The organism is Pseudoxanthomonas japonensis (genome assembly GCF_010093445.1).
Taxonomy (GTDB): domain Bacteria; phylum Pseudomonadota; class Gammaproteobacteria; order Xanthomonadales; family Xanthomonadaceae; genus Pseudoxanthomonas_A; species Pseudoxanthomonas_A japonensis.
This window is the reverse complement of record NZ_PDWW01000002.1, coordinates 190,419-212,762: the sequence shown is the minus strand read 5'-3', so window position 1 is coordinate 212,762 and position 22,344 is coordinate 190,419. Positions and strand designations below refer to the sequence as shown.

The 22,344-nt window shown below is 68.9% G+C and carries 27 protein-coding genes, 2 tRNA genes and 1 other RNA gene; 9 read left to right on the top strand and 21 right to left on the bottom strand.

The genetic code is table 11. The features are described 5' to 3' along the window. Positions 1-39 precede the first annotated feature (39 nt). The 3 genes from CSC78_RS02875 to CSC78_RS02865 all read right to left on the bottom strand — a co-directional run bounded on the left by CSC78_RS02875 (position 40) and on the right by CSC78_RS02865 (position 1,889). A complete protein-coding gene (locus CSC78_RS02875) occupies positions 40-1,035 on the bottom strand; it encodes a beta-ketoacyl-ACP synthase III (protein WP_162336390.1) in 996 nt (331 codons plus the stop codon). Positions 1,036-1,120: 85 nt separating this feature from the next. Continuing rightward, the gene (gene rpmF, locus CSC78_RS02870; RefSeq protein WP_162336389.1) at positions 1,121-1,315 is read right to left on the bottom strand and encodes a 50S ribosomal protein L32; all 195 of its coding nucleotides are present in this window, start codon (positions 1,313-1,315) and stop codon (positions 1,121-1,123) included. Positions 1,316-1,382: 67 nt separating this feature from the next. Continuing rightward, complete coding sequence (locus CSC78_RS02865) at positions 1,383-1,889, bottom strand: YceD family protein (protein WP_162336388.1); 507 nt, start codon at positions 1,887-1,889, stop codon at positions 1,383-1,385. Positions 1,890-2,011: 122 nt separating this feature from the next. Between CSC78_RS02865 and CSC78_RS02860 the strand changes: the two genes are divergently transcribed. After that, on the top strand, positions 2,012-2,581 hold the full coding sequence (locus CSC78_RS02860) for a Maf family protein (RefSeq protein ID WP_162336387.1): 570 nt from the start codon (positions 2,012-2,014) through the stop codon (positions 2,579-2,581). Between the two features lie 9 nt (positions 2,582-2,590). Here CSC78_RS02860 and CSC78_RS02855 read toward each other — a convergent pair whose 3' ends face one another. After that, on the bottom strand, positions 2,591-4,432 hold the full coding sequence (locus tag CSC78_RS02855; protein WP_162336386.1) for an ArnT family glycosyltransferase: 1,842 nt from the start codon (positions 4,430-4,432) through the stop codon (positions 2,591-2,593). A gap of 44 nt (positions 4,433-4,476) precedes the next feature. On the opposite strand from CSC78_RS02855, the gene CSC78_RS02850 reads away from it, so the two are divergent. From CSC78_RS02850 to CSC78_RS02835, 4 genes are read left to right on the top strand one after another with little or no spacing between them, the layout of a single operon-like run. Next, entirely contained in the window at positions 4,477-5,430 is a 954-nt protein-coding gene (locus CSC78_RS02850; RefSeq protein ID WP_379608537.1) for an AAA family ATPase, read from the top strand. A gap of 14 nt (positions 5,431-5,444) precedes the next feature. Further along, complete coding sequence (locus CSC78_RS02845; protein WP_162336485.1) at positions 5,445-6,386, top strand: DUF58 domain-containing protein; 942 nt, start codon at positions 5,445-5,447, stop codon at positions 6,384-6,386. Next, positions 6,373-8,331 (top strand): transglutaminase TgpA family protein, encoded by a 1,959-nt coding sequence (locus tag CSC78_RS02840; RefSeq protein ID WP_162336384.1) that lies wholly within the window; start codon positions 6,373-6,375, stop codon positions 8,329-8,331. Before CSC78_RS02845 ends, CSC78_RS02840 begins: the two co-directional genes overlap by 14 nt. Before the next feature lie 17 nt (positions 8,332-8,348). Continuing rightward, complete coding sequence (locus tag CSC78_RS02835; protein WP_162336383.1) at positions 8,349-8,861, top strand: Slp family lipoprotein; 513 nt, start codon at positions 8,349-8,351, stop codon at positions 8,859-8,861. Between the two features lie 76 nt (positions 8,862-8,937). On the opposite strand, the gene CSC78_RS02830 is transcribed toward CSC78_RS02835, so the two are convergent. From CSC78_RS02830 to dnaX, 4 genes are read right to left on the bottom strand one after another with little or no spacing between them, the layout of a single operon-like run. Continuing rightward, positions 8,938-9,291 (bottom strand): histidine triad nucleotide-binding protein, encoded by a 354-nt coding sequence (locus CSC78_RS02830; protein WP_162336382.1) that lies wholly within the window; start codon positions 9,289-9,291, stop codon positions 8,938-8,940. 26 nt (positions 9,292-9,317) lie between these two features. Continuing rightward, positions 9,318-9,914 carry a recombination mediator RecR gene (recR, locus tag CSC78_RS02825; RefSeq protein ID WP_162336484.1) on the bottom strand — a complete coding sequence of 199 codons (597 nt, stop codon included), beginning with the start codon at positions 9,912-9,914 and terminating at the stop codon, positions 9,318-9,320. A gap of 54 nt (positions 9,915-9,968) precedes the next feature. Next, positions 9,969-10,289: a YbaB/EbfC family nucleoid-associated protein gene (locus CSC78_RS02820; RefSeq protein ID WP_162336381.1), complete on the bottom strand. Its 321-nt coding sequence runs from the start codon at positions 10,287-10,289 to the stop codon at positions 9,969-9,971. A gap of 7 nt (positions 10,290-10,296) precedes the next feature. Further along, positions 10,297-12,069, bottom strand: a complete 1,773-nt coding sequence (gene dnaX / locus CSC78_RS02815; RefSeq protein ID WP_162336380.1) for a DNA polymerase III subunit gamma/tau — start codon at positions 12,067-12,069, stop codon at positions 10,297-10,299. Between the two features lie 131 nt (positions 12,070-12,200). Between dnaX and CSC78_RS02810 the strand changes: the two genes are divergently transcribed. Together CSC78_RS02810 and ffs are read left to right on the top strand one after the other, a co-directional pair. Further along, a tRNA-Ser gene (locus CSC78_RS02810) sits at positions 12,201-12,293 on the top strand. A gap of 72 nt (positions 12,294-12,365) precedes the next feature. Then, positions 12,366-12,462, top strand: an RNA gene (gene ffs / locus CSC78_RS02805) — signal recognition particle sRNA small type. A gap of 87 nt (positions 12,463-12,549) precedes the next feature. On the opposite strand, the gene CSC78_RS02800 is transcribed toward ffs, so the two are convergent. Genes CSC78_RS02800 through CSC78_RS02770 form a run of 7 tightly spaced genes read right to left on the bottom strand, consistent with a single transcriptional unit; the run spans position 12,550 to position 17,254 of the window. Then, entirely contained in the window at positions 12,550-13,572 is a 1,023-nt protein-coding gene (locus CSC78_RS02800; protein ID WP_162336379.1) for a beta-propeller fold lactonase family protein, read from the bottom strand. After that, entirely contained in the window at positions 13,569-13,997 is a 429-nt protein-coding gene (locus CSC78_RS02795; protein ID WP_162336378.1) for a molybdenum cofactor biosynthesis protein MoaE, read from the bottom strand. The genes CSC78_RS02800 and CSC78_RS02795 overlap by 4 nt, the downstream gene beginning before the upstream one ends. 2 nt (positions 13,998-13,999) lie before the next feature. Next, positions 14,000-14,242: a MoaD/ThiS family protein gene (locus tag CSC78_RS02790; RefSeq protein ID WP_162336377.1), complete on the bottom strand. Its 243-nt coding sequence runs from the start codon at positions 14,240-14,242 to the stop codon at positions 14,000-14,002. After that, positions 14,239-14,724 (bottom strand): cyclic pyranopterin monophosphate synthase MoaC, encoded by a 486-nt coding sequence (gene moaC / locus CSC78_RS02785; RefSeq protein WP_162336376.1) that lies wholly within the window; start codon positions 14,722-14,724, stop codon positions 14,239-14,241. The genes CSC78_RS02790 and moaC overlap by 4 nt, the downstream gene beginning before the upstream one ends. Before the next feature lie 16 nt (positions 14,725-14,740). Next, entirely contained in the window at positions 14,741-15,754 is a 1,014-nt protein-coding gene (gene moaA / locus CSC78_RS02780; protein WP_238391140.1) for a GTP 3',8-cyclase MoaA, read from the bottom strand. Beyond that, positions 15,751-16,503 carry an MBL fold metallo-hydrolase gene (locus CSC78_RS02775; RefSeq protein WP_162336375.1) on the bottom strand — a complete coding sequence of 251 codons (753 nt, stop codon included), beginning with the start codon at positions 16,501-16,503 and terminating at the stop codon, positions 15,751-15,753. The genes moaA and CSC78_RS02775 overlap by 4 nt, the downstream gene beginning before the upstream one ends. A 1-nt stretch (position 16,504) precedes the next feature. After that, positions 16,505-17,254: a 3-deoxy-D-manno-octulosonic acid kinase gene (locus CSC78_RS02770; RefSeq protein ID WP_162336374.1), complete on the bottom strand. Its 750-nt coding sequence runs from the start codon at positions 17,252-17,254 to the stop codon at positions 16,505-16,507. Positions 17,255-17,282: 28 nt separating this feature from the next. Here CSC78_RS02770 and CSC78_RS02765 point away from each other — a divergent pair, with 28 nt between their 5' ends. Next, the gene (locus CSC78_RS02765; protein ID WP_162336482.1) at positions 17,283-18,317 is read left to right on the top strand and encodes a glycosyltransferase family 9 protein; all 1,035 of its coding nucleotides are present in this window, start codon (positions 17,283-17,285) and stop codon (positions 18,315-18,317) included. 10 nt (positions 18,318-18,327) lie between these two features. On the opposite strand, the gene CSC78_RS02760 is transcribed toward CSC78_RS02765, so the two are convergent. Together CSC78_RS02760 and CSC78_RS02755 are read right to left on the bottom strand one after the other, a co-directional pair. Beyond that, positions 18,328-18,735, bottom strand: a complete 408-nt coding sequence (locus tag CSC78_RS02760; RefSeq protein ID WP_162336373.1) for a DUF6165 family protein — start codon at positions 18,733-18,735, stop codon at positions 18,328-18,330. A 102-nt stretch (positions 18,736-18,837) separates the two neighbouring features. Then, positions 18,838-18,928: transfer RNA gene (locus CSC78_RS02755), tRNA-Ser, on the bottom strand. Positions 18,929-19,144: 216 nt separating this feature from the next. Here CSC78_RS02755 and CSC78_RS02750 point away from each other — a divergent pair. Further along, complete coding sequence (locus tag CSC78_RS02750) at positions 19,145-19,849, top strand: PP2C family protein-serine/threonine phosphatase (protein WP_055942014.1); 705 nt, start codon at positions 19,145-19,147, stop codon at positions 19,847-19,849. Between the two features lie 15 nt (positions 19,850-19,864). Here the strand turns inward: CSC78_RS02750 and dnaQ are convergent, their stop codons facing one another. From dnaQ to CSC78_RS02730, 4 genes are read right to left on the bottom strand one after another with little or no spacing between them, the layout of a single operon-like run. Continuing rightward, the gene (gene dnaQ, locus CSC78_RS02745) at positions 19,865-20,593 is read right to left on the bottom strand and encodes a DNA polymerase III subunit epsilon (RefSeq protein WP_162336372.1); all 729 of its coding nucleotides are present in this window, start codon (positions 20,591-20,593) and stop codon (positions 19,865-19,867) included. Then, positions 20,593-21,153 (bottom strand): GNAT family N-acetyltransferase, encoded by a 561-nt coding sequence (locus CSC78_RS02740; protein WP_274379338.1) that lies wholly within the window; start codon positions 21,151-21,153, stop codon positions 20,593-20,595. Before CSC78_RS02740 ends, dnaQ begins: the two co-directional genes overlap by 1 nt. Beyond that, positions 21,150-21,599, bottom strand: a complete 450-nt coding sequence (gene rnhA, locus CSC78_RS02735; RefSeq protein WP_162336371.1) for a ribonuclease HI — start codon at positions 21,597-21,599, stop codon at positions 21,150-21,152. Before rnhA ends, CSC78_RS02740 begins: the two co-directional genes overlap by 4 nt. Before the next feature lie 19 nt (positions 21,600-21,618). Then, positions 21,619-22,284: a class I SAM-dependent methyltransferase gene (locus CSC78_RS02730; RefSeq protein ID WP_162336370.1), complete on the bottom strand. Its 666-nt coding sequence runs from the start codon at positions 22,282-22,284 to the stop codon at positions 21,619-21,621. Positions 22,285-22,344 lie beyond the last annotated feature (60 nt).

The window sequence follows — 22,344 nt, the reverse complement described above, 5'->3', positions numbered from 1 at the left end:
GCAGCATCGCCTTCCCTCTTCATCCGTGTTGCGGCCGGTTCAATAACGCACCAGCACCGAGCCCCAGGTGAAGCCGCCACCGAACGCTTCGAGCAGCAGCAACTGGCCGCGCTGCACGCGACCCGAACGGATCGCCGTATCGAGCGCCAACGGCACCGAACCGGACGAGGTGTTGCCATGCTTGTCGACGGTCACGATGACCTGGTCCATCGACATGTCGAGGCGCTTGGCCGTGGCTTCGATGATGCGCAGGTTGGCCTGGTGCGGGATCAGCCAGTCGAGGTCGTGCTTGTCGAGGCCGTTGGCGTCGAGCGTTTCGTCGACGACGCTGTCGAGCGCCTTGACGGCGTACTTGAAGACGTCGTTGCCCTTCATCTCGATGCGGATGCCGTTGTTCGGCTCGTCCGCCTTGAATCCGGTGGAAACGCCGACCGGATTCCACAGCAGTTCCTTCTTGCTGCCGTCGGCATGCAGGTGCGTGCTGAGGATGCCGGTCTCGGTGTCGGCCTTGAGCACGGCCGCGCCCGCGCCGTCGCCGAACAGCACGCAGGTGGTGCGCTCGGTCCAGTCGACGATGCGGCTGAGCGTTTCGGTGCCGATCACCAGCGCGGTCTTTGCGTCGCCGCAGCGGATGAACTTTTCCGCCACGCTCAGTGCGTAGATGAAGCCCGAACAGGCCGCATTGACGTCCAGCGCCGCGCAGCCGCCCGCGCCCAGGCGCGCCTGGATCAGGCAGGCGGTGGACGGGAAGATCAGGTCGGGGGTGGTGGTGCCCACCACGATGAGGTCGATTTCGGAGGCATCGACGCCGGCGGCCTCGAGTGCGCGCAGCGCGGCCTGGTAGCCCAGGTCGCCGGCGGTTTCGCCTTCGGCGGCGATGTGGCGCTCACGGATGCCGGTGCGGGACTGGATCCACTCGTCGCTGGTATCCACCAGCTTCGAGAGATCTTCGTTGGTCAGCACCTTTTCGGGCAGATAGCTGCCCGTCCCGGCGATGCGCGCGTAAATGCGCCCCTTGCTACCCGGCTCGCTCATGCACGCTCCCATTGCCGGCCCGACGACGGGCCCTGGTTGTCATCGATCATGCGGAAAGCGCGCCCTGCCGGGCGCGCCGCACGAATCAATCTTCCTCGACCGCCGAGGTCTTGGTGGCGATGACCTTCTTGCCGCGGTAGTAGCCGTCGGCGGTCACGTGGTGGCGCAGGTGGATCTCGCCCGTGGTCGGGTCGGTCGACAGCTGCTTGGCGGTCAGCGCGTCGTGCGAACGACGCTGGCCACGACGGGACGGGGTGACGCGGGATTTCTGCACAGCCATGGGATTGCTCCAGCTCTTCTATCTGTTGGTGAACCTTGCGGTTCGTGTTGCCAGACCGCGTTAGCGGCTAGTTCTTCTTCAGCGAGGCCAGTGCCGCGAACGGACTGGTCTTCGCCACTTCTTCTTCGTCCGCGGCCCATTCGCTTTCGACGGCCTCGGATGCGGGATCCACCGGTACCACCGGCACGGCGAGGACCAGTTCGTCCTCCACCAGGTCGGCGGGGCGCAGCATGCCGTCTTCCGGCACCAGCAGGGCTTCGTAGCCCGGCGGCAGCGCGGATTCCTCATCCTCGCTGCGCACCAGCCCCAAGCGCTGCTCCACCGTCACCGGCAACACGAACCGCCGCAGGCTGCGCTGGCATACCAGCGGCAGCTCGGCCTCGATCCGCAACCCGACGTAAGGCACCCGCAACGCATCGTGATCGAACTCGATCGCGTAACGCACCTCGCCTTCAGTATCGACAAGAAGGCCCTGCAAGCGCGTCATCGAGGACAACGGCAGGCGGCCTTCAAAGCTGCGCCGGGTCGCGACCATGCGCCAAGCATCCAACATCTCGGGCTTATTCGCGGACATAAGCCGCTGAATGTTAAGGATCAAACGCCGAACTGTCAAACCACCCCGGGTGGCGAGGATGGCTTGCCGCTGGCCCTGCCGGCGGGCAGACTCCCCCGCCCCGTCCTGCCGGTGCCACCCCCATGCCGCTGATGCTCGCCTCCACCTCCCGCTACCGGCGCGAACTGCTGGAACGGCTGCGCCTGCCGCTCCACATCGCGCGTCCCGAGGTGGACGAGACCCCCCTGGACGGGGAGTCGGTGCCCGCCATGGCTGCCCGGCTGGCCCGTGCGAAGGCCGAGGCCATCGCCGGGCAGCACCCGGGGGCCTGGGTCATCGGCTCCGACCAGGCGGCCGAGCTGGATGGACAGCCCCTGGGCAAGCCCGGCCACCGCGAGGCCGCCCTCACCCAGTTGGCGTCCATGTCGGGCCGGCAGGTGCGCTTCCATACGGCCGTCTGCCTGGTCCGCGACGGCGTGACCCTGCAGGCGCAGGATGTCACCACCGTCCGCTTCCGCCCCCTCTCCGCTGCCGAAATCGAGCGTTACGTGGACGCTGAGCAGCCTTTCGACTGCGCCGGAAGCTTCAAGTCTGAAGGGCTGGGGATCACCCTGTTCGACGCCATCGAGTCTACGGACCCCACGGCGCTGGTCGGCCTGCCGTTGATCGCCGTGTCCAGGATGCTGCGCGAGGCCGGCTTCGAGCTGCCCTGAGCCTGACCGTCAGCGGATCTCCACCGGCTGCTCGGCCCAGGTTTCGACGCTGCCGTCGCCACCGGTCACCCGCAAGCCCAGCCAATGCCGGCCGGTGGGTACGGCGCCGGCATCGACCTCGGCCGTGAACTGGACCCGCGGCATGCGCGGATCGCGCGAAGCGTCCTTCAGGAAACCACGCAGCCACTCGTTGGCACCGGCGTCGCTGGCCACCACGACGACACGGCCATCGAGCAGCACCTCGACCTTCGCCACGCCCACGACGTCCTTCACCGCCCAGCCACCGACTCGGAAGCGCCTGTCCACGCGCGCACCCGCGGCGGGCACGTCGATGTTGGCGACGACCGGCGTGATGCATTCACCCTGCTCGCGTTCAGCGGGCAGCGCGAACAGGAGGAACCGCCGTGCACCATGGTCGATGTTCACCACGCGTGGCGGCGGCAGCGGACCGACGATCCGGCACAGCTGCTGGTAGTGCGCCAGCAGTGCACTGAACTTCACGTCGGTCGCGCCGACGACCAGCAGTGTGGGCACATCGCGCGCACCGTCGTGATGCAGGCCCCACAGCTGGAGCTGCGGCGCACGCCCATGCTTGCGGTTCAGTGGGTGGTCGAGCACGGGAATGTCCGCCTCACCCAGGGCGAAACCCAGCTCGGCGCCGGTCTTGAAGTTGTCCGCCAGCAGCACCGTGCCTTCCGGCAAGGCTGCCTGCACGTCGCGCACCTCCGTGGCCAGCGCACTCCAGCCCGCGAAATTCTCCGGGTAGTACTTGCTGCCTGCGACCTGCAAACGAAGACCGGGCAACGAGACCGCCACGTAGTAACCGAGCATCAGCACCGCGCCGAGCGCCGCGAGGCCCCAAGTCGCGCGCCGGCGCGCGGGCGACCACTCCCGCAGCAGCAGCGGCACCACCACCAGCAGTGCGAGATAGCCCGGCAGCGGCCAATGGAAGCTGACGCGCTCGTTGTCGGCGAAGAAGCCAAGCACGAAGAAGCCCAGGGTCGATACCGCGCCCAGCAGCGCGAAGTAGCGCCACGCCGCATCCGCGCTGCCATCGCTGCGGATGCCCCGCAGGCAGACCACGAGCATGGCCCAGAACAGCAGCGGCGTCGCCATCGCCGCCTGCACCACTACGAAGCGGAAACCGTCGCCGTGGAAGCTCCACGGGTGGCGATCCAGCAACTGGAAACGCAGGCCGGCGTCGGCGTACTCGAGGTTCCAGGCCAGCAAGGGCGCCCACGCCAGTACGCCTACCGCCAGCGCGACCCACACGCGCGGATCGCGCAGCACCTTCCTTCCTTCCGGCAACCAGAGCAACGCGAGCAGTCCCACGCCGATCACACCGATGAAACGGTAATGGCTGAGCGCACCGAGCATGAGGCCGATCGCCAGTTCGGTGGCCGACATGGCGTCCACCTCGCGCAACAGGCGCGCACCGGCATCCGCGCACAGCACGGTGGCGAGCGCCATCGGCACGTCCGGCAGCGCGAGCAGTCCCAGCGTGCCCGACAACGGCATCAGCACGACCAGCAGCGCCGCCTGCCAGCCGACGGCCGCGCCGAACCAGTGCGCAGCACTCCGCGCGACCAGCCACGGCAGCAGCGCCGCCATCAGCAGGAACGGCGCGCGCACCGCCAGCACCTGGTGGCCGCCGATGTCGGTGCCCAACCGTGTCAGCCACGCGGTCAATCCAGGCAGGTCGGAATAGGCCGCGGCGAGATGCCGCCCTTCCTGCCAGTAGAAGGCTTCGTCCACGAACAGTGGCAGGCGCGCGGCGATGGCGATCTTGACCACCGTCACGATTGCCCACACGGCAAGGAACCATCGTCGCGCGCGTTGTTCTTCGTCCATCTCGCTACACTGCCCTCAACCTACGATCGGAAACCGAGAGCGCGATGTCCGCCATCCCCAGCACCCGCCCTATGCTATCCGAAGGCCTGTCCGACGCCCTCACCCGCGCGCAGGCGCAGGTGAATTCGCTGGTACTCGGCAAGTCGCGCGAGGTGCAGCTCGCGTTCGTCGCCCTGCTCTCCGACGGACACCTGCTGATCGAGGACCTGCCGGGCCTGGGCAAGACCACCTTGGCGCATGCGCTGGCCGCCACGCTCGGGCTGGGTTTCCAGCGCGTGCAGTTCACCTCCGACCTGCTGCCCGCCGACGTGCTGGGCGTGTCGGTCTACGACGCGCAGGCACGGGCCTTCACCTTCCATCCCGGCCCGGTGTTCACCAACGTGTTGCTCGCGGACGAGATCAACCGTGCGCCGCCGCGCACGCAGAGCGCGCTGCTGGAGGCGATGGCCGAGCACCAGGTCACCCTGGACGGCGTCACCCATGCGCTGCCGCAACCGTTCTTCGTCATCGCCACGCAGAATCCCGTTGATCTTTCCGGCACGTATCCGCTGCCCGATTCGCAACTGGACCGCTTCCTGCTGCGCCTGGCGCTGGGCTACCCCAGTGCCGAATCCGAGCGTGAGCTGCTGGCCGGCAGCGATCGCCGCATGATGATCGCGCAGGCCATGCCGCTGCTGTCGACCGACGACGTACTGGCGTTGCGCGCGGCGGTGAACGACATCCACGCCAGCGATGCGTTGATCGACTACGTGCAGGCACTGCTCACGCGCAGCCGCCAGCATCCCGGCGTGCGCGTCGGACTGTCGCCGCGCGCCGGCATCGCCCTGCTGCGCGCGGCGCGCGCCTACGCAATGCTGCTGGGCCGCCGGCATGTACTGCCGGACGACGTGCAGGCCCTGTTCGCCGCCGTCGCCGCGCACCGCCTGGTGCCGGAAGCGGAAGCCGCGTCGGCGCCCGCGCTGGCCGAGGCGATCCTGCGTGCGGTCCCGGTGGATTGAGCGTGACGCTCACGCTGGCCCGCCGCTTCGCACGACTGGCCCGGCCACGCCGGCCCGAAGCGCTGCCGGTGTTCCTCGACCGCCGTCGCATCTACGTGCTGCCCACCGGGTTCGGCCTGTTCTTCGCGGCGCTGGTGTTCGCGATGCTGCTGGGCGCGTTGAACTACAACAACAATCCGGCACTGCTGCTGGCGCTGCTGCTCGGCGCCACCGCGCTGGCCAGCCTGATCTTCGCCCACCTGCAACTGGCCGGCCTGCGCATCGAGGCGATGTCGGCCGAGCCCGTGCCCGTCGGCACGCCACTGCTGCTGCAGGTGGCGCTGGTCTCGCGCGACGCGCGCACGCGCCACGGCCTGCGCCTGGAGGCCGTCGGCGAACACCTCTACGCGGCGCTGCCACCGTCGGAGAGCCAGGTCATCGCGTTATCGCTGCCGACCGAACGGCGCGGCTGGTACGACCTGGACCGCGTACGCCTCTCGACGACGCAACCGCTCGGCCTCGCGAGGGCCTGGGCCTGGGTGTGGCCGGAAACGCCGCTGCTGGTGTATCCCGCTGCCGAAGTGCAGGGTCCTCCGTTGCCGCACGCCGGACATGCCGGCACCCGCGCGCGGCTGGATCCCGCGGGCGAGGACGTCCATCAGTTGCGCAACTATCGGCCCGGCGATGCGCGACGCGCGATCGCGTGGAAGCCGTCGGCGCGCCGCGACCAGTTGCTGGTGCGCGACTACGAGCAGCCGCTGGGCCGCGACGTGGACCTGGAATGGAGCACGCTGTCTTCGCTCCCGCACGAACGTCGCATCCAGCGCCTGGCACACTGGGTGGAAGCCGCCGAACGCGAGGGTCTGCGCTACCGCCTGTCCCTGCCGGATCAACCGCCCCTTGGGCCTTCCAACGGCCCCTCCCATCGCCACCTCTGCCTGCGCGCGCTCGCCCTGCTTCCGCATGAAAAACGCTGACGCGCCCACGCTGGATGCCCGCAGCCGGCGCTGGACGCTGGCCGCGACCGGCGCCTGTCTGCTGGCGCTGCTGGTCCAGTTGCCGCCGGCCCTGGCGATGGGCATCGGTGCGACCGCCGTGCTGATGGCGTTCGCCTCGTGGCGCCGGCCCCTGCCCGGCGTGCTGCGCCTGCTGCTGGCACTGGCGCTGGTGGCGGCGGTGATGTCCGTCACCGGCATGCAGTTCGGCCGCGATACCGGGTGCGCGCTGCTGGCGGGCATGCTGGCGATCAAGCCCGCCGAAACGCGCACGCTGCGCGACAACCGCAGTCTTCTCGGTTTCGCGTTGTTCGCACCGTTCGCCGCGTTCCTGCTCGACCAGGGCCCACTGAGCATGGCGCTGGGCCTGGGCAGCGTGCTGGGCGCGCTGGTCGCCCTGCACCGACTCGCCGATGCGGAAGCGGCCTCGCTGGCAGGCACCACGCGTCCGCTGCAGCAGCTACGCGAGATCGGCAAGCTGGTCGCACTGGGCGTGCCGCTGGTGCTGGCGGCGTTCTGGCTGTTCCCGCGCTTCCCGTCACCGCTGTGGGGCGTACCGGAGCGCGCACTGGCCAAGCCCGGCCTCAGCGACGACATGACGCCCGGCAGCTACCTGGACCTGATCGCCGACGAAGCCCCTGCCCTGCGCGTGCAGTTCTTCGGCGCCACCCCACCTACCAGCCAGATGTACTGGCGTGGCCCGGTGCTGCCGGATTTCGACGGACGCACCTGGACGCGCGGCGATGCGCGGGCGGACGAAGCGCCTTTCACGCCGGCCACCGAACGCGCGCCGGTGGCATGGGATTACCAGATGGACGTGGAACCGACCGAACGTCGCGACCTGGTGGCGCTGGATCTGCCCACCGCCACCCCCGAGGGCACGTGGGTGCGCCGCGACTACAGCGTGCGGGTGCCCACGCCGCTCACGGCGCTGACGCGCTGGCGGCTGCAATCGTCCGCACCCACGCGGTTCGAAGCGGACCTGCCGGCATCGCTGCGCCAGCAGGCCCTGAGGTTGCCCCCCGGATTCAACCCGCGAACCCGTGCGCTGGGTACGCAGTGGCGGCAGGACGCGGGCACCGACGATGCCGCGATCGTCGCACGCGCGCTGCAGTGGATCCGCGCCGATTTCGCCTACACGCTGGACACGCCTTTTCCCGGCCGCGACACCGTCGACGAATTCCTGTTCGACCAGCAACAGGGATTCTGCGAACACTTCAGCTCGTCGTTCGTCTTCCTGATGCGCTCGGCGGGCGTGCCGGCACGCGTGGTCACGGGGTACGCGGGCGGTGTCTACAACCCGCTGGGGCGCTACTGGATCGTGCGCAACATGGATGCGCATGCCTGGGCGGAGGTGTGGCTGCCGCAACGCGGCTGGGTGCGCGTGGATCCCACGGCGGCGGTGGCGCCGGAACGCATCTACGACACGCTCGAGGATCGGCTGCGCAGGGGCGGCGCGATGGGCGCCGTCGGCGAGCTGATCGGGGTCGGCGACTTGGGCCAGGTGGGCGACTGGCTGCGCCGCGGCTGGAACGACCTGGTCCTCGGCTTCGATGCCACCCGGCAGGCGCGCATGTTCGAGCGCTTCGGTGCGAAGCGGCTCGGCAGCGCCGCGTTGACTGCGCTGTTCGGTCTGTTCGCACTGGCCGCACTCGCATGGATGGCCTGGCTGCTGGCGCGTGGCGAGCGCGAACGCGATCCACTGCTGCGCGCCTGGCACCGGCTGGGCACGCGCTACGCCCGGCTCGGCCTCGGGCGGGCGCCGCATGAGAGCCCGGACGCATGGGCGCGGCGTGTCGCCAGCGCACGGCAGCAGGCCGCCCAACCCCTGCTCTCGCTCAGCCGGCGTTTCGCCGATGCGCGCTACGCTCCGGGGGAGGGAGACAACCGCGCACTGATCGAAGACCTGCGCCGGCACCGCCCATAACCCGCTGGAGACTGGCCATGAACCTTCGCTTCGCCACTGTCGTCGCAGCCGCCGCGCTGCTTTCCGCCTGCGCCACGGCGCCCACGCCGTTGCAGGGCAGCTTCACCCAGGTCAATCCGCGCGACTCCGTCGGCGCGCCGCAGGTCGGTGCACCGGTCCGCTGGGGCGGCCGCATCATCAGCACTACGCCCGGCCAGAACTCCACCTGCTTCCAGCTCGTCTCGCGGCCGCTCAATGCCACCGGCCGGCCGATGTCGACGGCACCCGACGCCACCGACGGCCGCTTCATCGCCTGCCGTGCCGGCTTCTACGATCCGGCCGTGTTCGCCGAAGGTCGCGAAGTGACCTTCGTCGGCAAGATCGAGGGCTACGAAAGCACCCGCATCGGCGACTACGACTACCAACTGCCGCGCGTCGCCGCCGACGTGGTCTACCTGTGGCCGGAAGTGCGCGAGGTCGAAGTCGTCCGCCCCTATCCGTATTACGACCCCTTCTGGGGCCCACGCTGGGGCCGCTGGGGCTGGTGGTAAGTAGCCCCATCGCAACGAACGGAAAAGCCGCTCATCGAGCGGCTTTTTCTTGTCCCGCCATTGCGTGGATGGGCGCTCAGCCCGGCGTGCCGAAGCGGCCGAGCGGCGCCCCGGCGAGCAGGTGCAGGTGAATGTGGAACACGGTCTGCCCGCCGTCCTCGCGGCAGTTCATCACGATGCGGTAACCGTCTTCCGCGAATCCTTCGCTGCGCGCGTAATGCGCCGCAGCCAACGCCAGCTTGCCGATCAGGTGCGCCTGTTCCGGACGCACGTCGTCGAGCGTGGGAATCGCCTCGTTCTTGGGAATGAAGAGCACGTGCACCGGCGCCTGCGGGGCGATGTCCTTGAAGCCAAGGACGTCATCGTCTTCGTAGACGATGGTGGCCGGGATCTCGCGGCGGATGATCCTGGCGAAGATGGTGTCGGTCATGCGGTTGCGTCCTCGTGCTCGTTCGGTCAGGTCATTTCGCTGCGGCCGCCGAAGGCGTGCGCCAGCGTGCCGCGGTCCACGTATTCCAGTTCGCCACCCAGCGGTACGCCGTGCGCCAGGCGGCTGGGCCGCACGCCCTGCTGCCGCGCCAGCTGCGCCAGGTAATGCGCAGTGGCCTCACCTTCGACGGTGGGATTGGTGGCGATGATCAGCTCGGTCACTTCGCCCTGCGACAGGCGCGCCGACAACGCATCCAGCCCCAGTTCGCGCGGGCCGATGCCGTCCAGCGGCGACAGCCGGCCATGCAGGACGAAATAGACGCCCCGGTAGCCGGTGGCCTGCTCGATGGCCAGGCGATCCGAGGGCGACTCGACGATGCAGAGCTGGTGGCGGTCGCGGCTGCCGCTCGCGCAGAGCGTGCAGATCGCGCCTTCGGTGAAATCGCGGCATTGCTCGCAGTGGCCGATCTGGTCCAGCGCCTCGGCCAGCACGCCGGCCAGGCGCTTGCCGCCATCCCGCTCGCGGTCGAGCAGGTGGTAGGCCATGCGCTGCGCCGTCTTCTGCCCGACGCCGGGCAGGACGCGCAATGACTCGATGAGCTGGTCGAGCAGCGGACTGGACATGATCGTCTCGGCATCCGCGACGGCGAACATGCCGTCACCGATGCCAGCGGCAGATCAGAACGGCATCTTCATGCCGGGCGGCAGCGGCATGCCGGCCGTGGCGGCGCCCATGCGCGACTTCGACTCGGCATCGACCTTGTTGGACGCGTCGTTGAATGCAGCCGCGATCAGGTCTTCCAGCATCTCGGCATCCGACAGCAGCGACGGATCGATGCGGACCTTGCGGCACTCCTTGGCACCGGTCATGGTCACGCTGACCATGCCGCCGCCGGCGTTGCCGGTGACTTCCAGCTTGGCGAGTTCTTCCTGGGCGCGCTGCAGGTTCTCCTGCATCTTCTGCGCCTGCTGCATCAGTTGGGCGATGTTTCCACGCATGTCGTGATCACTCTTCGTAAGGTCGGATGGAATCCGGCACGAGCCTGGCGCCATGCTGCTGCATCAGCTGCCGCACGTCCGGATGGTTCATGAAGGTTTCCTCGGCGACGTTCTGGCGCTCGTCGCGCTGCCGGTGGCTGCGCTGCTTCAGTGTTTCGCCATCGGCGGTGGTCGTCGCGAACGCAAGGCGCGGCGCCACGCCGTAGCGGCTGGCGATGGCCTCGCCGAGTTCACCGAGCGTGCGCTCCGAGCGCAGGTAGTCGAAACCGCTGTCGAGCGCGAGCGTCAGCGTGCCGTTCGCATAACCGGCGAAGGCGACGTTGTCGACCAGCTGCTTGCCGACGCCCTTGAGGCCGCAGGTGCTGGCGAAGTGCAGCCACGTCTCGGCATCGGTGATGCCGATGTCGACGGGCATCGTCGAGGACGGCGCGCCGGACACGGGCGGTGCAGGTGCAGGTGCAGGTGCGGGTACTGAAGGTACCGAAGCCTTCATCGCTTCGGCGGGAAGCCACGGCGGCGCATCATCGGCTGCCGCACGCGGCAGCGGGACCTCTTCGCGTGCCATCTGCTGCGGCGGCATCACGGGCGCCTGCGCCTTGGCGTGCACGGCGGCGGGCGCATGGGCGGACGGAGACGGCGCCTCCGGAGCCGCGGCCGCGCTGGCAGGAGACGTACGCGCTTCGCCGCGCATCTCGCCCGGCTGCGCCGGCCGGAAAGCCAGCATGCGCAGCACGCTCATCTCGAAACCCGCGCGCCCACTGGGCGCCAGGTGCATATCGCGACGGCCATTGATCGCCATCTGGTACCAGAGCTGCACCACTTCCGGCCGCAGCTGTCCGGCGAACGCATCGACATCGACGCCTTCCGCCTCGACATCGGCCGATGGCACGAGTTGACGCACCTGGATGCGGTGCAAGGCCTCGGCCAGCGCATCAAGCACGCCGCCCCAGTCGGGCGAGAACTCCGCCAGCCGCGCGACCACCTGCAACAGTTCCTCGCCATCGCCCTGCGCCAGGGCAGCGAGCATGGCGCTGACCTGGGTACGGTCCACCGTGCCGAGCATGGTGCGCACGCCCTCGTCGCGCAGGGCGCCGCCGGCATAGGCAATGGCCTGGTCGAGCAGCGACAGGCCGTCGCGCAGCGAACCGTCGGCCGCCCGCGCGAGCTGGGCGATGGCGGACGCGTCGGCCTCGATCGCCTCGGCGCCGAGGATCTTCGTCATCTGCCCGCGGATCTGCTCCTCGTCCAGCCGCTTCAGGTTGAACTGCAGGCAGCGCGACAGCACGGTGACCGGCAGCTTCTGCGGGTCGGTGGTCGCCAGCAGGAACTTCACGTGCTCCGGCGGCTCTTCCAGCGTCTTCAGCAGCGCGTTGAACGCCGCCTTCGACAGCATGTGCACTTCGTCGATCAGGTAGACCTTGAACTTGCCACGCGACGGCATGTACTGCGCGTTCTCGATCACCTCGCGCACATCGTCCACGCCGGTGTTCGACGCGGCGTCGATTTCCAGCAGGTCGATGTAGCGGCCGGCATCGATGTCGAGGCAGGCCGGGCACTGGCCGCAGGGATCGGCGCTGGTGCCCTTCTCGCAGTTCAGCGACTTGGCGAAGATGCGGGCGATCGTGGTCTTGCCAACGCCGCGCGTGCCGGTGAACAGGAACGCGTGGTGGACGCGACCACTGTCCAGCGCGTTGGTCAGCGCGCGGACCACGTGTTCCTGGCCCACCAGCTCGGCGAAACGCTTGGGACGCCACTTGCGGGCGAGGACGAGGTAGGACATGCCGACATTGTGCCACGCCCCGCCCGTCCTCCCTCCGCCCGATGGCCCGCGCACGGCTTCGCTTGTGGCCGCACCCCCGCGAAGGCTAGAATTCACGCCCCTGAAAGCGGCCCCGGTCGCGTTCAGGTCCCGGAGAGGTGTCCGAGTGGTTGAAGGAGCACGCCTGGAAAGTGTGTAAGCGTCTAAACCGCGCTTCGGGGGTTCGAATCCCCCTCTCTCCGCCAGTTCCATCGCAACCCGCCACGGTGGGTTGACGACGAACCGCGCTCCGGCGCGGTTTCGTGTCTATGGTGGCCCCGTCGGCCCCTCGCGACGCTAGGTCGAAAATCCCGCCAGGGCCGGAAGGCAGCAACGGTATCGATCGACGCGGGCGCCGAGGTCAGCCGGCGGGGCTACCGCCTTTTCAGACATTGGCCAGTCACTCTCCGCTGCCGTTGCGACGGCATCGGCGCCATGGTCGCGGACGTACCGCGGAGCACCCTAGTCCGCGACGATGCCCAGCGCATCCGGCTCACGGCCGGTGACCCAGTAGTCGATCACCTGCCAGCGCTGCGTGTCGATGACGGCGATCCTGTCGCCACCGCTGATCGCCACGTAGGCCCGCGGACGATCGGCTGCGGCCACCACACCGATCGGCAGCGCGGCATTGCCCAGCATCGTGGGCTGGTAGGTCATGTCGTCGCGCGACAGCGATACGGTCGCGACCGGCACCTTGGTGCGCGCATTGAACACGGCGAGCGTTGCCGCACGCGCGTTGGTGACGAAGGCCAACGTGCCATCGGCCGAGAACACGACGCGGATCGGGAATCCCTTGCTGCTCATCCGGCGCTTGACTGCGAGCGTGCGCGGATCGTGCACGGTCAACGTGCCGTCTTCGCGGTTGGTCACCCAGACCTCGGCGCCATCCGGTCGGACCGCGACACCCTCCGCGCCCTTCCCTGCTGGTCGTTCGACAGTCTTCGTGCCGGCCTCCAGGTCAATCCGGCTCACGGTGCCGGCCTGGATCTTGGTCAGGTAGGCGGCCTGGCCGTCGGGCGACACCGCGATCATGTGGCCGGTCCCGGCACCGACCTCGATCTCCCGTTCGATCTCGCCCGTGCCGACATCCACGATCAATACGCTGGCCGACGCCTCCGTGGTCACCAGCACGCGGCGGCCGTCCGGCAGGAAGCGAAGCCCATGCGGCGCGCCATGCTGGCCCAGGTCGATCGACCGCGTCGGCGTGCCGCCCACCAGGTCGAGTACCGACAGCGTGCTGCCGGTCTTCGCTTCGCCATAGTTCGTCACCACGGCCGACCGGCCATCGGGTGCGACGGCGATCTCGTGCGGCGCTTCGCCCGTGCGGAACTCGCCGATCCGGCGGCCGTCGCGGAGCGACAGGCGCCAGACCGTATCGGCCGACTTGTTGCCGACCAGCAGCTCGGCCGCCTTCGTCGCGGGCGACGACGCGCCAACTGTCGCAGCCAGCGCGGCAGTGAACAGCAACGCGCGCAGCACGCTCACGCCTCCTCTGCCATCGGATGCAGCCAGTCCGCATCGCCTTCGCGGTAATGCTCGCGTTTCCAGATCGGCACGCGCCGCTTCGTCTCGTCGATGATGTACCGGCAGGCGTCGAACGCTGCGCCACGATGCGCCGCGCTCACGCCGACCCAGACCGCCAGGTCGCCGATGGCCAGCGTGCCCACGCGGTGCACGCAGCAGGCGTCGATCACGTCGAAACGCGCCTTCGCCTCTGCAATGATGCGTTCGCCCTCGCGCTCTGCCAGCACGGCATAGGCTTCATAGTCGAGACCGCCGACGGCGCGCCCTGCATGATGGTCGCGTACCCACCCCTCGAAGCTGGCGTAGCCGCCGGCGCGTGGGTCGAGTACGCCGGCACGCAACGGGGCGACGTCGATCGGCGTCTCCGACAGATGGAAGCCCGGCATGCTCAGCCCCCGCTCACGGGCGGGATGAAGGCGATCTCGCTGGCCGCGAGCGGGGCGTCGCCCCAGCGCGCGAACTCGCCATCCACCGCCACCCGCAGGTGCTCGCGCGGCCAGGTGAACCCGTGCCGCGCCTGCGCTTCGTCGTACACGCCAGCCAGATCTGCCGCGGCCGTGGTGACCGCTTCGCTGGCGACCCCGGCACGCTCGCGCAGGCTGGCGAAATAGAGCAGCGTCACCTGGGTCATCGCACCTGGCCCACGTCGCGCTTGCCGCCGCGCTTGCCCACCAGTTTCGCCGGCCCCAGCACGATCGCATGCGACAGCGCCTTGCACATGTCGTAGACCGTCAACGCGGCGACGGTGGCGCCCGTCAACGCTTCCATCTCCACGCCGGTGCGGTGCACCGTGCGGACCTGGCAGTCGATGCGCAGCGTGGCGTCGCCATCCCAGTCGACCGCCAGGCGGCAGCCGTCGATCGGCAACGGATGGCAGAACGGAATCAGTTCGTGCGTGCGTTTCACCGCCATCGTGCCGGCGATGATCGCGGTGTCCACGATGCCCCCTTTCGCACTGCGCAAGCCAGTGCGCTTCAACTCGCGCGCCACATCCGCCGGAAAGCGCACGCGACAGGTGGCCAGCGCTTCGCGTGCGGTCGACGCCTTGCCGGAGACGTCCACCATGGCCGGTCGGCCATCGGCATCGAGATGGGTCAGGGTCTTGCGGGGCATGCGGATCCTGCGCGGTTCAACCGCCGATAAGATACATCTCGACGCGCCGGCGGTCCCGTACTTCCGGGCTGCCGCGCAGTTCGCTGTAACGGTCGCCGCGGGCGCGCCACAGGTCGGCGACATGCGCAGCGAGTGCATCCTCGCCCCGCGCGACGACGGTGCGCAGGTCGGCGCCGTCCGCCGCGAACAGGCAGGTGAACAGCCGCCCGTCCGCGGAGACGCGCGCACGATGGCAGTCGCCACAGAACGGCGTGCTGACGGAGCTGACGAAACCGACTTCGCCCTCGCCATCGTCGAACCCGTAGCGCTCGGCCACCTCGCCGCGATAATCCGCCTGCAGCGGGTGCAACGGCCAGTGGGCGGCGATGCGGTCGCGCAGCACCGATGAGGGCACCATGCGGTCGCGGCGCCAGTCATTGCTGTCGCCGACATCCATGAACTCGATGAAGCGCACCACATGGCCGGTGCCGCGGAAACGCTCGACCAGTGGCAGCACCTGGTCCTCATTGACGCCGCCCTGCACCACGGCATTGATCTTGAGTCGCCGGAAACCGGCCGCGACCGCGGCATCGATACCCACCAGCACATCCTCCACCCGCCCCCGCCGTCCCGACATGTCGGCGAACACCTGCGGATCCAGCGCGTCCAGGCTGACGGTGATGCGTCGCAGACCCGCCTCGTGCAGCGCCTGCGCATGCTGCGCGAGCAGCATGCCGTTGGTGGTCAGGGCGATGTCGTCCAACCCGGGAATCACCGCCAGGCGGCGGACCAGCTCGGGCAGGCGCTTGCGCAGCAGCGGTTCGCCACCGGTCAGCCGCAGCTTGCGCGTGCCCAGCCGCACGAAGGCGCGCACCAGCGTGTCGATCTCGTCGAAGGACAGCCGTTGCGAGGCGTCTGTGCCGTAGTCCTCGGGCACGCGGTCGGCAGGCATGCAGTACCCGCAACGGAAATTGCAGGCATCGATGACCGACAGGCGCAGGTCGTGCAGCGGACGCCCCAGCAGATCGTGCGGCAGCGGAACCGGATTCACGGCAGCACGGTCGGCAATGGCGCCACCAGCGGAAGACCCTCGCCCGCCTCCGCGACGCGATGGCCGTGCGCGCGCAGCGCTTCGGCGTCCTCCACGCTGGCGTAGTGGTACAGCACGCAACGCGCCAGCAACGCCGCCGGGTACTCGCGCTCCAGGTCGTCGATGCCGCTGTGCGACGGATTGCCATGCAGCGCGCAGTCGTGTGCGATCACCTCGCCGGCGTCGGCATGGCGCGCCAGCATCTCGGGAATCGGGCGCGTATCGCCGGTCCACACCACGCTGCCGCGCAGACGAAGCCCGAACGCGGTGTCCGGCCAGTGATGGCGCACCGGGAACACTTCCAGCCGCTGCCCGTCATGCCAGAACGCCTCGCCGACCGGAATCAGCTGGAACGCGTCCCAGAAGTTCGCACCGCCCTCGGCTAGTACATTCGGGTAGCTGGCGATGCGCTGGTGCAGCACCGGCACCAGCGGCGCCGGCACGTACAGGCGGACCTTGCCGCGACGCGCCTCATCGAAGTAGCTGGCCACGAACAGCCGCTCCATGCCGGCGACGTGGTCCAGGTGCACGTGGGTGATGAACACCGCATCGGGCATGCCGTCGTAACGCGCCTGGTAGGCGGTCAGCCCTTCACCGCCGCAGTCGATCGTCAGCCATGGCGCGCCGTCGCGTTCCAGCGTCGCCATCGCCGAGCCAAGCTCGACCGCGCCGGCATTGCCCACGCCCAGGAAGCGCAGCGTCCAGCCCATCTCAGTAGCCCCGCGACCAAGCGTGGTCGTAGGCGCGGCGGAGCTGGGCGAAATCCTGACCCACCGCCTCCTCGCTGCGCGCACCGCGCAGCTTGATCAGGGAACGGCGAAGCCGCGCCAGATTCTGTTCGCGCCAGGCCGTCGCAGGAATGCGCAGGCGGCCGCGGTCGAAATCGATCAGCCAGCCGTGACCGCTCGGGTCGAAGAGGATGTTCTGCGCATTGAGGTCCGCGTGATCCAACCCGGCCCGATGGAAGCGCGCCACCAGCCGGCCCGTGCTTTCCCACGGCGCGTGCCCCTCGGCCTGCCCGGCGATGTCGGCGAGCGTGCGCACCTCCATCAGCCGTTCCACCAGGATCGAGGCGCGGTAGAACATGCCGTCGCGCACATAGCTGGCCGCCACCGGGCGCGGCACCGGCAGCCCGCGCGCCAACAGCGCGCGCGTCAGGCGGAATTCGGCGAAGCTCCTGGTCCGGTCGGGGCCGTGCCACAAGTAGCGATCCTGGCTGAAACGCGCGGCCAGCCCGCCGCGCCGGTAGTGGCGCAGCACGCACTGGCTGGAGGGCGCATCGATGAACCACGCGCTGCCACGGCCACCGCTGTCCACCGGCCGGGCGCGCTCGCCCCACTTCTCCGGCACGAACCAGTCCGGATCCGCTTGCCGCAGGTGTTTGCGGTCGAACAGAATCGCACCGTATCCGCTGCCTTCGCGGAACGGCGTCAGGGATTCCGAGGCGTCAAAACCGACCATCCAGCGAGTCTAACAACACTTGTCCACGATTCCCCCCTCATTGTGCCTGCTGCGCCTGTCCGCCCTCGGCGACGTGACCCATGTCGTGCCGCTGGTGCGCACCCTGCAGCGGCACTGGCCGCAGTTGCACCTGCACTGGGTGATCGACAAGGGCGGCTTCAAGCTGCTCGAAGGCCTGGAAGGCGTCACCTTCCACACCTACGACAAGAAGACCGGGCTGGCCGGCATGCGTGCGCTGCGAGGGGAAATGCCGGGCCGCTTCGACGCGCTGCTGCAGATGCAGGTGGCCCTGCGCGCGAACCTGCTGTCGGCCTTCATTCCCGCACGGCGCCGCATCGGCTACGACCGCAGCCGCTCTAAGGACCTGCACGGGCTGGTCATCAACGAGCGCATCCCTGACCGCCCGGGCATCCATGTGCTGGACGCGATGGGCAGCTTCTGCGAACCGCTGGGATTGAAGCAGACCCAGGTCGTGTGGGACCTGCCGGTGCCCGCCGACGCGCACGCGTGGGCCGCCGCGCAATGGCCCGCGGACGGGAGGCGGACGCTGGTGATTTCGCCCTGCTCCAGCCATGTGCGCCGCAACTGGTTCGCCGACCGCTACGCCGCCGTGGCCGACCATGCCGCCGCACAGGGCTGGCGCGTGGTGCTGTGCGGCGGGCGCAGCGACCTGGAGCGGAAGACCGCCGACGCCATCATCGCCGCCATGCAGGCACCGGTCCTGGATCTGGTCGGCAAGGACACGTTGAAGCAGCTGCCGGCCCTGCTGGCGCGCGCGGATCTGGTGATGACACCCGATTCCGGCCCCATGCACATCGCCAATGCCATGGGCACGGCGGTGCTGGGCCTGCACGCGGCCAGCAATCCGCGCCGCAGCGGTCCCTACTCCACCGTTCGCTACTGCGTGGACCGCTACGACGACGCGGCGCGCCGCTACAAGGGCAAACCGGCCGCCGAGCTCAAATGGGGCACCAAGATCGAACACGACGGCGTGATGGAACTGGTCACCGTGGACGATGGCATCGCCGCCTTCGAAAGGTTCCGCGACGACCTCGCGGACTGAACGCGGATCGTCAGGGCGTGCCGGCGACCCGGTAGTCCTGGTACGACTTCTCTTCCACGTAGGCGGAGCCCAGGGCGAGGTTGATCGCCTTCTTGATGCGGGCGCGCTCGTCGTTCTCGAAGTAGACGCTGCGGGCCAGGCGGACGAAATCGTCGTCGAACGCCTGTGCCTTCTCCTTCAGGCGCACGTCGTCCTCGATCACCCACAGGCGCTCGTTGACCGCCTTGAGCTGGGCACGCAGTTCGACGATGTCGTTGCCCGCCACCGGATGCGCCATCCAGGTCTTCTCCAGCGCGGCCAGTTCATCGCGCACGTGCGCCAGCTTGGCCGGGTCGCTCATGCGCTCGGACTTGATCTGGAGGATGGCGATCTTGTCCAGCAACTCGCCGAAGGACACGGGCACGAGGATCTCGGACATGGGGGACTCCGGCGAAAGGGGGCCATTCTAGCGCCGCGGCCGCGGGCATCCCATCGACGATCCCCAAAAGCACAAGCCCCCTTGCGGGGGCTTGTGTGAAACTGGCGGAGAGGGAGGGATTCGAACCCTCGATACGCTATTAACGTATGCCTGATTTCGAGTCAGGTACATTCAACCACTCTGCCACCTCTCCGGTGGCCCCGGGCTTCCCCGGGGGCGTGAATGATACGTGGCCGACCGCATCCGGACAAGCGTGGCGACCCTGCCGGCGCCTGGCAGCATCACCCGCTCTGCACGTCGATGAACCCGAGCGGCTCCCTTGCGACCGTTGACCTTGTCCGATGTCCTGTCCAACCGGATCATTGCGTATGAGCGGATAGGAAAACGCCGTCCGCACAGACAGGGCACCATGATCGAATTCGGCCACATCTCCCACGTCGGCCTCAGGCGCGAGCTGAACGAGGACACCTATTACGGCGACAGCGAGCTGGGCCTGTGGCTGGTGGCCGATGGCATGGGTGGACATGCGTGCGGCGAAGTCGCCAGTGCGCTGGCGCGCGAGACCATCGTGCGCGAGATCCGCGATGGCACGCCGCTGGCCCAGGCCATCCGGATCGCCGACGAGGAGATCATCCGCACGTCCCGCCGTCGCAACGACACCCTGCCGATGGGCACCACCGTGGTGGCCGCGCGCATCCAGGGCAACCGCTTCGAGGTGGCGTGGGTCGGCGACAGCCGGGCCTACCTGTGGCGGGAGGGCCAGCTGGCCCAGTTGAGCCAGGACCACAGCTACGTGCAGGAACTGATCGCCCAGGGCGCGCTGACCAGCGAGCAGGCCCGCACCCACCCGCATCGCAATGTCGTCACCCAGGCGCTGGGTGTCACCGACCCCAACCACCTCAACGTGGAAACCATGACCGGCGAACTGCGTCCCGGCATGCAGCTGCTGCTGTGCAGCGACGGCCTGACTGAAGAAGTGGACGACCCCAGCATCGCCGCCACGCTGAAGCACGACGACTGCAGCGCGCAGGAATGTGTCGACACGCTGATCGCGGCCGCGCTGGACGGGGGCGGTTCGGACAACGTCACCGCGATCCTGGTGCGCTGCCACTAAGTAACGACGGGCCGGTCAGCCGGCCTCGAACACCGGCGAATCCCACAGGCAGCGGCCACCGGCCTTTTTGCGCAGGGTCGCCAGGCGGGCTTCGTGCGCCGCCAGTTCGTCGGCGGATGCCGTCACGCGCGGCCGTGCTCCCGCTACCGCAGGATCGAACTGGTGGACGACGACCGCCGATGCGCCCGCAGTGGTTTCCTCGGCGCCGCCGAAGCCGATCTCGCGCTGGCCGGCGGTCAGGTTGAGGTAGACGTCGCACAGCAACTGGGCGTCGAGCAGCGCGCCGTGCAACTGGCGATGCGTGTTGTCCACGCCCAGGCGCTTGCACAGCGCATCCAGTGAGTTGCGCTGGCCGGGAAAACGCTGCCGCGCCAGCAACAGCGAATCCTCCACCGTGACGCGGTCGGTCAGGCGGCCGTAGTGTTCGCCCAGTCGGGACAGTTCGTAATCGAGAAAGCCGACGTCGAACGCCGCGTTGTGGATGATCAGTTCCGCCCCGTCGATGAAGGCCAGGAACTCGTCGGCGATCGCCGCGAACAGCGGCTTGTCGGACAGGAACTCCAGGCTGAGGCCGGTCACTTCGGCCGCACCCTGCTCGAACTCGCGCTGCGGATTGATGTACTGGTGGTAGGTGCGCCCGGTGGGCCGGCGCTCCAGCAGTTCGACGCAGCCGATTTCGACGACGCGGTTGCCCTTCTTCCACTCCAGACCGGTGGTTTCGGTGTCGAGGATGATCTGGCGCATCAGGCGGTGGCTTCCTTGGAGAGGTGCAGGTGGAACAGGTCCACCGCGTGTTCGATGGCGGGGAGCACGATCATTCTGTCGAATTCGAATCCCAGTTTCTGCAACAGCCGGATCGAGCCTGCGTTGTCGGGGTTGACGATGGCATGCAGGCGGGCGAGGCCGAGCCGGCTGCCGGCATCGGCGATGACTGCCCGCGCGGCCTCGAGCGCGAAGCCCTGTCCCGCATGTGCCGGCAGCAATGCGTATCCCAGATCGGGGCCGTCCAGCCCGTCGCGGCGGACCAGCCCACAGTTGCCGATCAGGTCGCCGGTGTCCTTGCGCCGGATCGCATACATGCCGAACCCGTGTTGCGCGTAGCTGCGCAGTGCGCCGTTGCGCAGGTAATCGCGCGCCTGCTCCAGGGTGCGTACGCCGCGATCGGCGATGTTGCGGATGAAGGCGGGATCGTTGAGCAGTTCCAGCATCAGTGCCACGTCGGCATCGTCGCGATCGGACATCGCGTGCAACTGCAGGCGGGCCGTCCCGGCGATGCGCTGGCCAGGCGCTATCGCCAGCGTCACGCCACCGCTCCGTTGCGGAAACGCACGGCCGCGTTGCGCGCCAGCACGTCGACACGCTCGTTGTCGGGATCGCCGTTGTGGCCCTTGACCCACTTCCAGTCGATCCGGTGGCGACCGGTCGCCGCATGCAGCCGCTCCCACAGGTCTCGGTTCTTCACCGGATCGCCGCCGGCGGTCTTCCAGCCGCGCCGGACCCAGCCCGGCATCCACTCCGTGATGCCCTGCCGGACGTACTGCGAGTCGATATGCAGGGTGACCTCGCAGCCTTCGGTCAACACCTCCAGCGCCGCGATGGCCGCCATCAGTTCCATGCGGTTGTTGGTGGTCTGCGCTTCGCCGCCGACCACCTCGCGCTCCTTCTCGCCGTAGCGCAGGAGCGCGGCCCAGCCGCCGGGGCCGGGATTGCCCAGACAGGAGCCATCGGTATGGATGCTGACGTGCTTCATGTGTCCTCGTGTTCGAAAGTCAGGCCGCGGGCGCGGTGCGCCAGGCGCGCGCCACCGGTGAGGGGGGAATGAGGCCGGCGACGCGCTTTTCCGCTTCGAGCAGACGGGCGGCGCGGAGCGGCGCCGGTCCATGGCCGGGGGCGTCCGCCACGCCCTTCCACACCGGGCCGTAATGCAGGACGTGCTCGGAGACGACCAGGCCGGCGGCCGCCAGCTGCAGGCGCCATTGCGGCAATGCCCGCGGCACCAGGCCGGCGCCACGCCAGCGCAAGCGGTATGGACTCCAGGGATTCAGCACGAACAACCACAGCCGCCCCCCTGGCTCGAGCACCCGCGAGCACTCCTGCAGCAGCGGTTGCGGATCACCGGCATCCAGCACGTGCTGCAGCACGATAACCCCCATGGCTTCGGTTGGCAGCGGCAGCGGCAGGCCGCACCGGACCTGGCCGGCCAGGCGGTGTGCGCCTGCCGTGGTGCGCAGTCGAACGCCGCGCGTCGCCGGGGCGCGGGATGCAGGGGACGACGGGGCGGCGCCTTCCGGCGCTACCCACAGCCATGGCTGGGGTGTCCGGCTGGTCAGTGCCTGGCTGATGCGGGCATGCTCCGACGCCAGGATCGGCCCACCCCGCTCGGACCCGAACCACGCCAGGGCATCGGGTTGACGTGTAAACGCGAACGCAGGCATGTTCGGATTGTAGAGGACGCCGCCCCCGGGCGTCCGTTCCCTGCCCGGAGTCCTCACCCC

What these genes read in the sequence shown, in the direction of transcription:
- CSC78_RS02875 (WP_162336390.1), bottom strand. Translation starts at nt 1,035, where the DNA reads ATGAGCGAGCCGGGTAGCAAGGGGCGCATTTACGCGCGCATCGCCGGG.
- rpmF (WP_162336389.1), bottom strand. Translation starts at nt 1,315, where the DNA reads ATGGCTGTGCAGAAATCCCGCGTCACCCCGTCCCGTCGTGGCCAGCGT.
- CSC78_RS02865 (WP_162336388.1), bottom strand. Translation starts at nt 1,889, where the DNA reads ATGTCCGCGAATAAGCCCGAGATGTTGGATGCTTGGCGCATGGTCGCG.
- CSC78_RS02860 (WP_162336387.1), top strand. Translation starts at nt 2,012, where the DNA reads ATGCCGCTGATGCTCGCCTCCACCTCCCGCTACCGGCGCGAACTGCTG.
- CSC78_RS02855 (WP_162336386.1), bottom strand. Translation starts at nt 4,432, where the DNA reads ATGGACGAAGAACAACGCGCGCGACGATGGTTCCTTGCCGTGTGGGCA.
- CSC78_RS02850 (WP_379608537.1), top strand. Translation starts at nt 4,477, where the DNA reads ATGTCCGCCATCCCCAGCACCCGCCCTATGCTATCCGAAGGCCTGTCC.
- CSC78_RS02840 (WP_162336384.1), top strand. Translation starts at nt 6,373, where the DNA reads ATGAAAAACGCTGACGCGCCCACGCTGGATGCCCGCAGCCGGCGCTGG.
- CSC78_RS02835 (WP_162336383.1), top strand. Translation starts at nt 8,349, where the DNA reads ATGAACCTTCGCTTCGCCACTGTCGTCGCAGCCGCCGCGCTGCTTTCC.
- CSC78_RS02830 (WP_162336382.1), bottom strand. Translation starts at nt 9,291, where the DNA reads ATGACCGACACCATCTTCGCCAGGATCATCCGCCGCGAGATCCCGGCC.
- recR (WP_162336484.1), bottom strand. Translation starts at nt 9,914, where the DNA reads ATGTCCAGTCCGCTGCTCGACCAGCTCATCGAGTCATTGCGCGTCCTG.
- CSC78_RS02820 (WP_162336381.1), bottom strand. Translation starts at nt 10,289, where the DNA reads ATGCGTGGAAACATCGCCCAACTGATGCAGCAGGCGCAGAAGATGCAG.
- dnaX (WP_162336380.1), bottom strand. Translation starts at nt 12,069, where the DNA reads ATGTCCTACCTCGTCCTCGCCCGCAAGTGGCGTCCCAAGCGTTTCGCC.
- CSC78_RS02795 (WP_162336378.1), bottom strand. Translation starts at nt 13,997, where the DNA reads ATGCCGGGCTTCCATCTGTCGGAGACGCCGATCGACGTCGCCCCGTTG.
- CSC78_RS02790 (WP_162336377.1), bottom strand. Translation starts at nt 14,242, where the DNA reads ATGACCCAGGTGACGCTGCTCTATTTCGCCAGCCTGCGCGAGCGTGCC.
- moaC (WP_162336376.1), bottom strand. Translation starts at nt 14,724, where the DNA reads ATGCCCCGCAAGACCCTGACCCATCTCGATGCCGATGGCCGACCGGCC.
- CSC78_RS02775 (WP_162336375.1), bottom strand. Translation starts at nt 16,503, where the DNA reads ATGGGCTGGACGCTGCGCTTCCTGGGCGTGGGCAATGCCGGCGCGGTC.
- CSC78_RS02770 (WP_162336374.1), bottom strand. Translation starts at nt 17,254, where the DNA reads ATGGTCGGTTTTGACGCCTCGGAATCCCTGACGCCGTTCCGCGAAGGC.
- CSC78_RS02760 (WP_162336373.1), bottom strand. Translation starts at nt 18,735, where the DNA reads ATGTCCGAGATCCTCGTGCCCGTGTCCTTCGGCGAGTTGCTGGACAAG.
- CSC78_RS02750 (WP_055942014.1), top strand. Translation starts at nt 19,145, where the DNA reads ATGATCGAATTCGGCCACATCTCCCACGTCGGCCTCAGGCGCGAGCTG.
- dnaQ (WP_162336372.1), bottom strand. Translation starts at nt 20,593, where the DNA reads ATGCGCCAGATCATCCTCGACACCGAAACCACCGGTCTGGAGTGGAAG.
- rnhA (WP_162336371.1), bottom strand. Translation starts at nt 21,599, where the DNA reads ATGAAGCACGTCAGCATCCATACCGATGGCTCCTGTCTGGGCAATCCC.
- CSC78_RS02730 (WP_162336370.1), bottom strand. Translation starts at nt 22,284, where the DNA reads ATGCCTGCGTTCGCGTTTACACGTCAACCCGATGCCCTGGCGTGGTTC.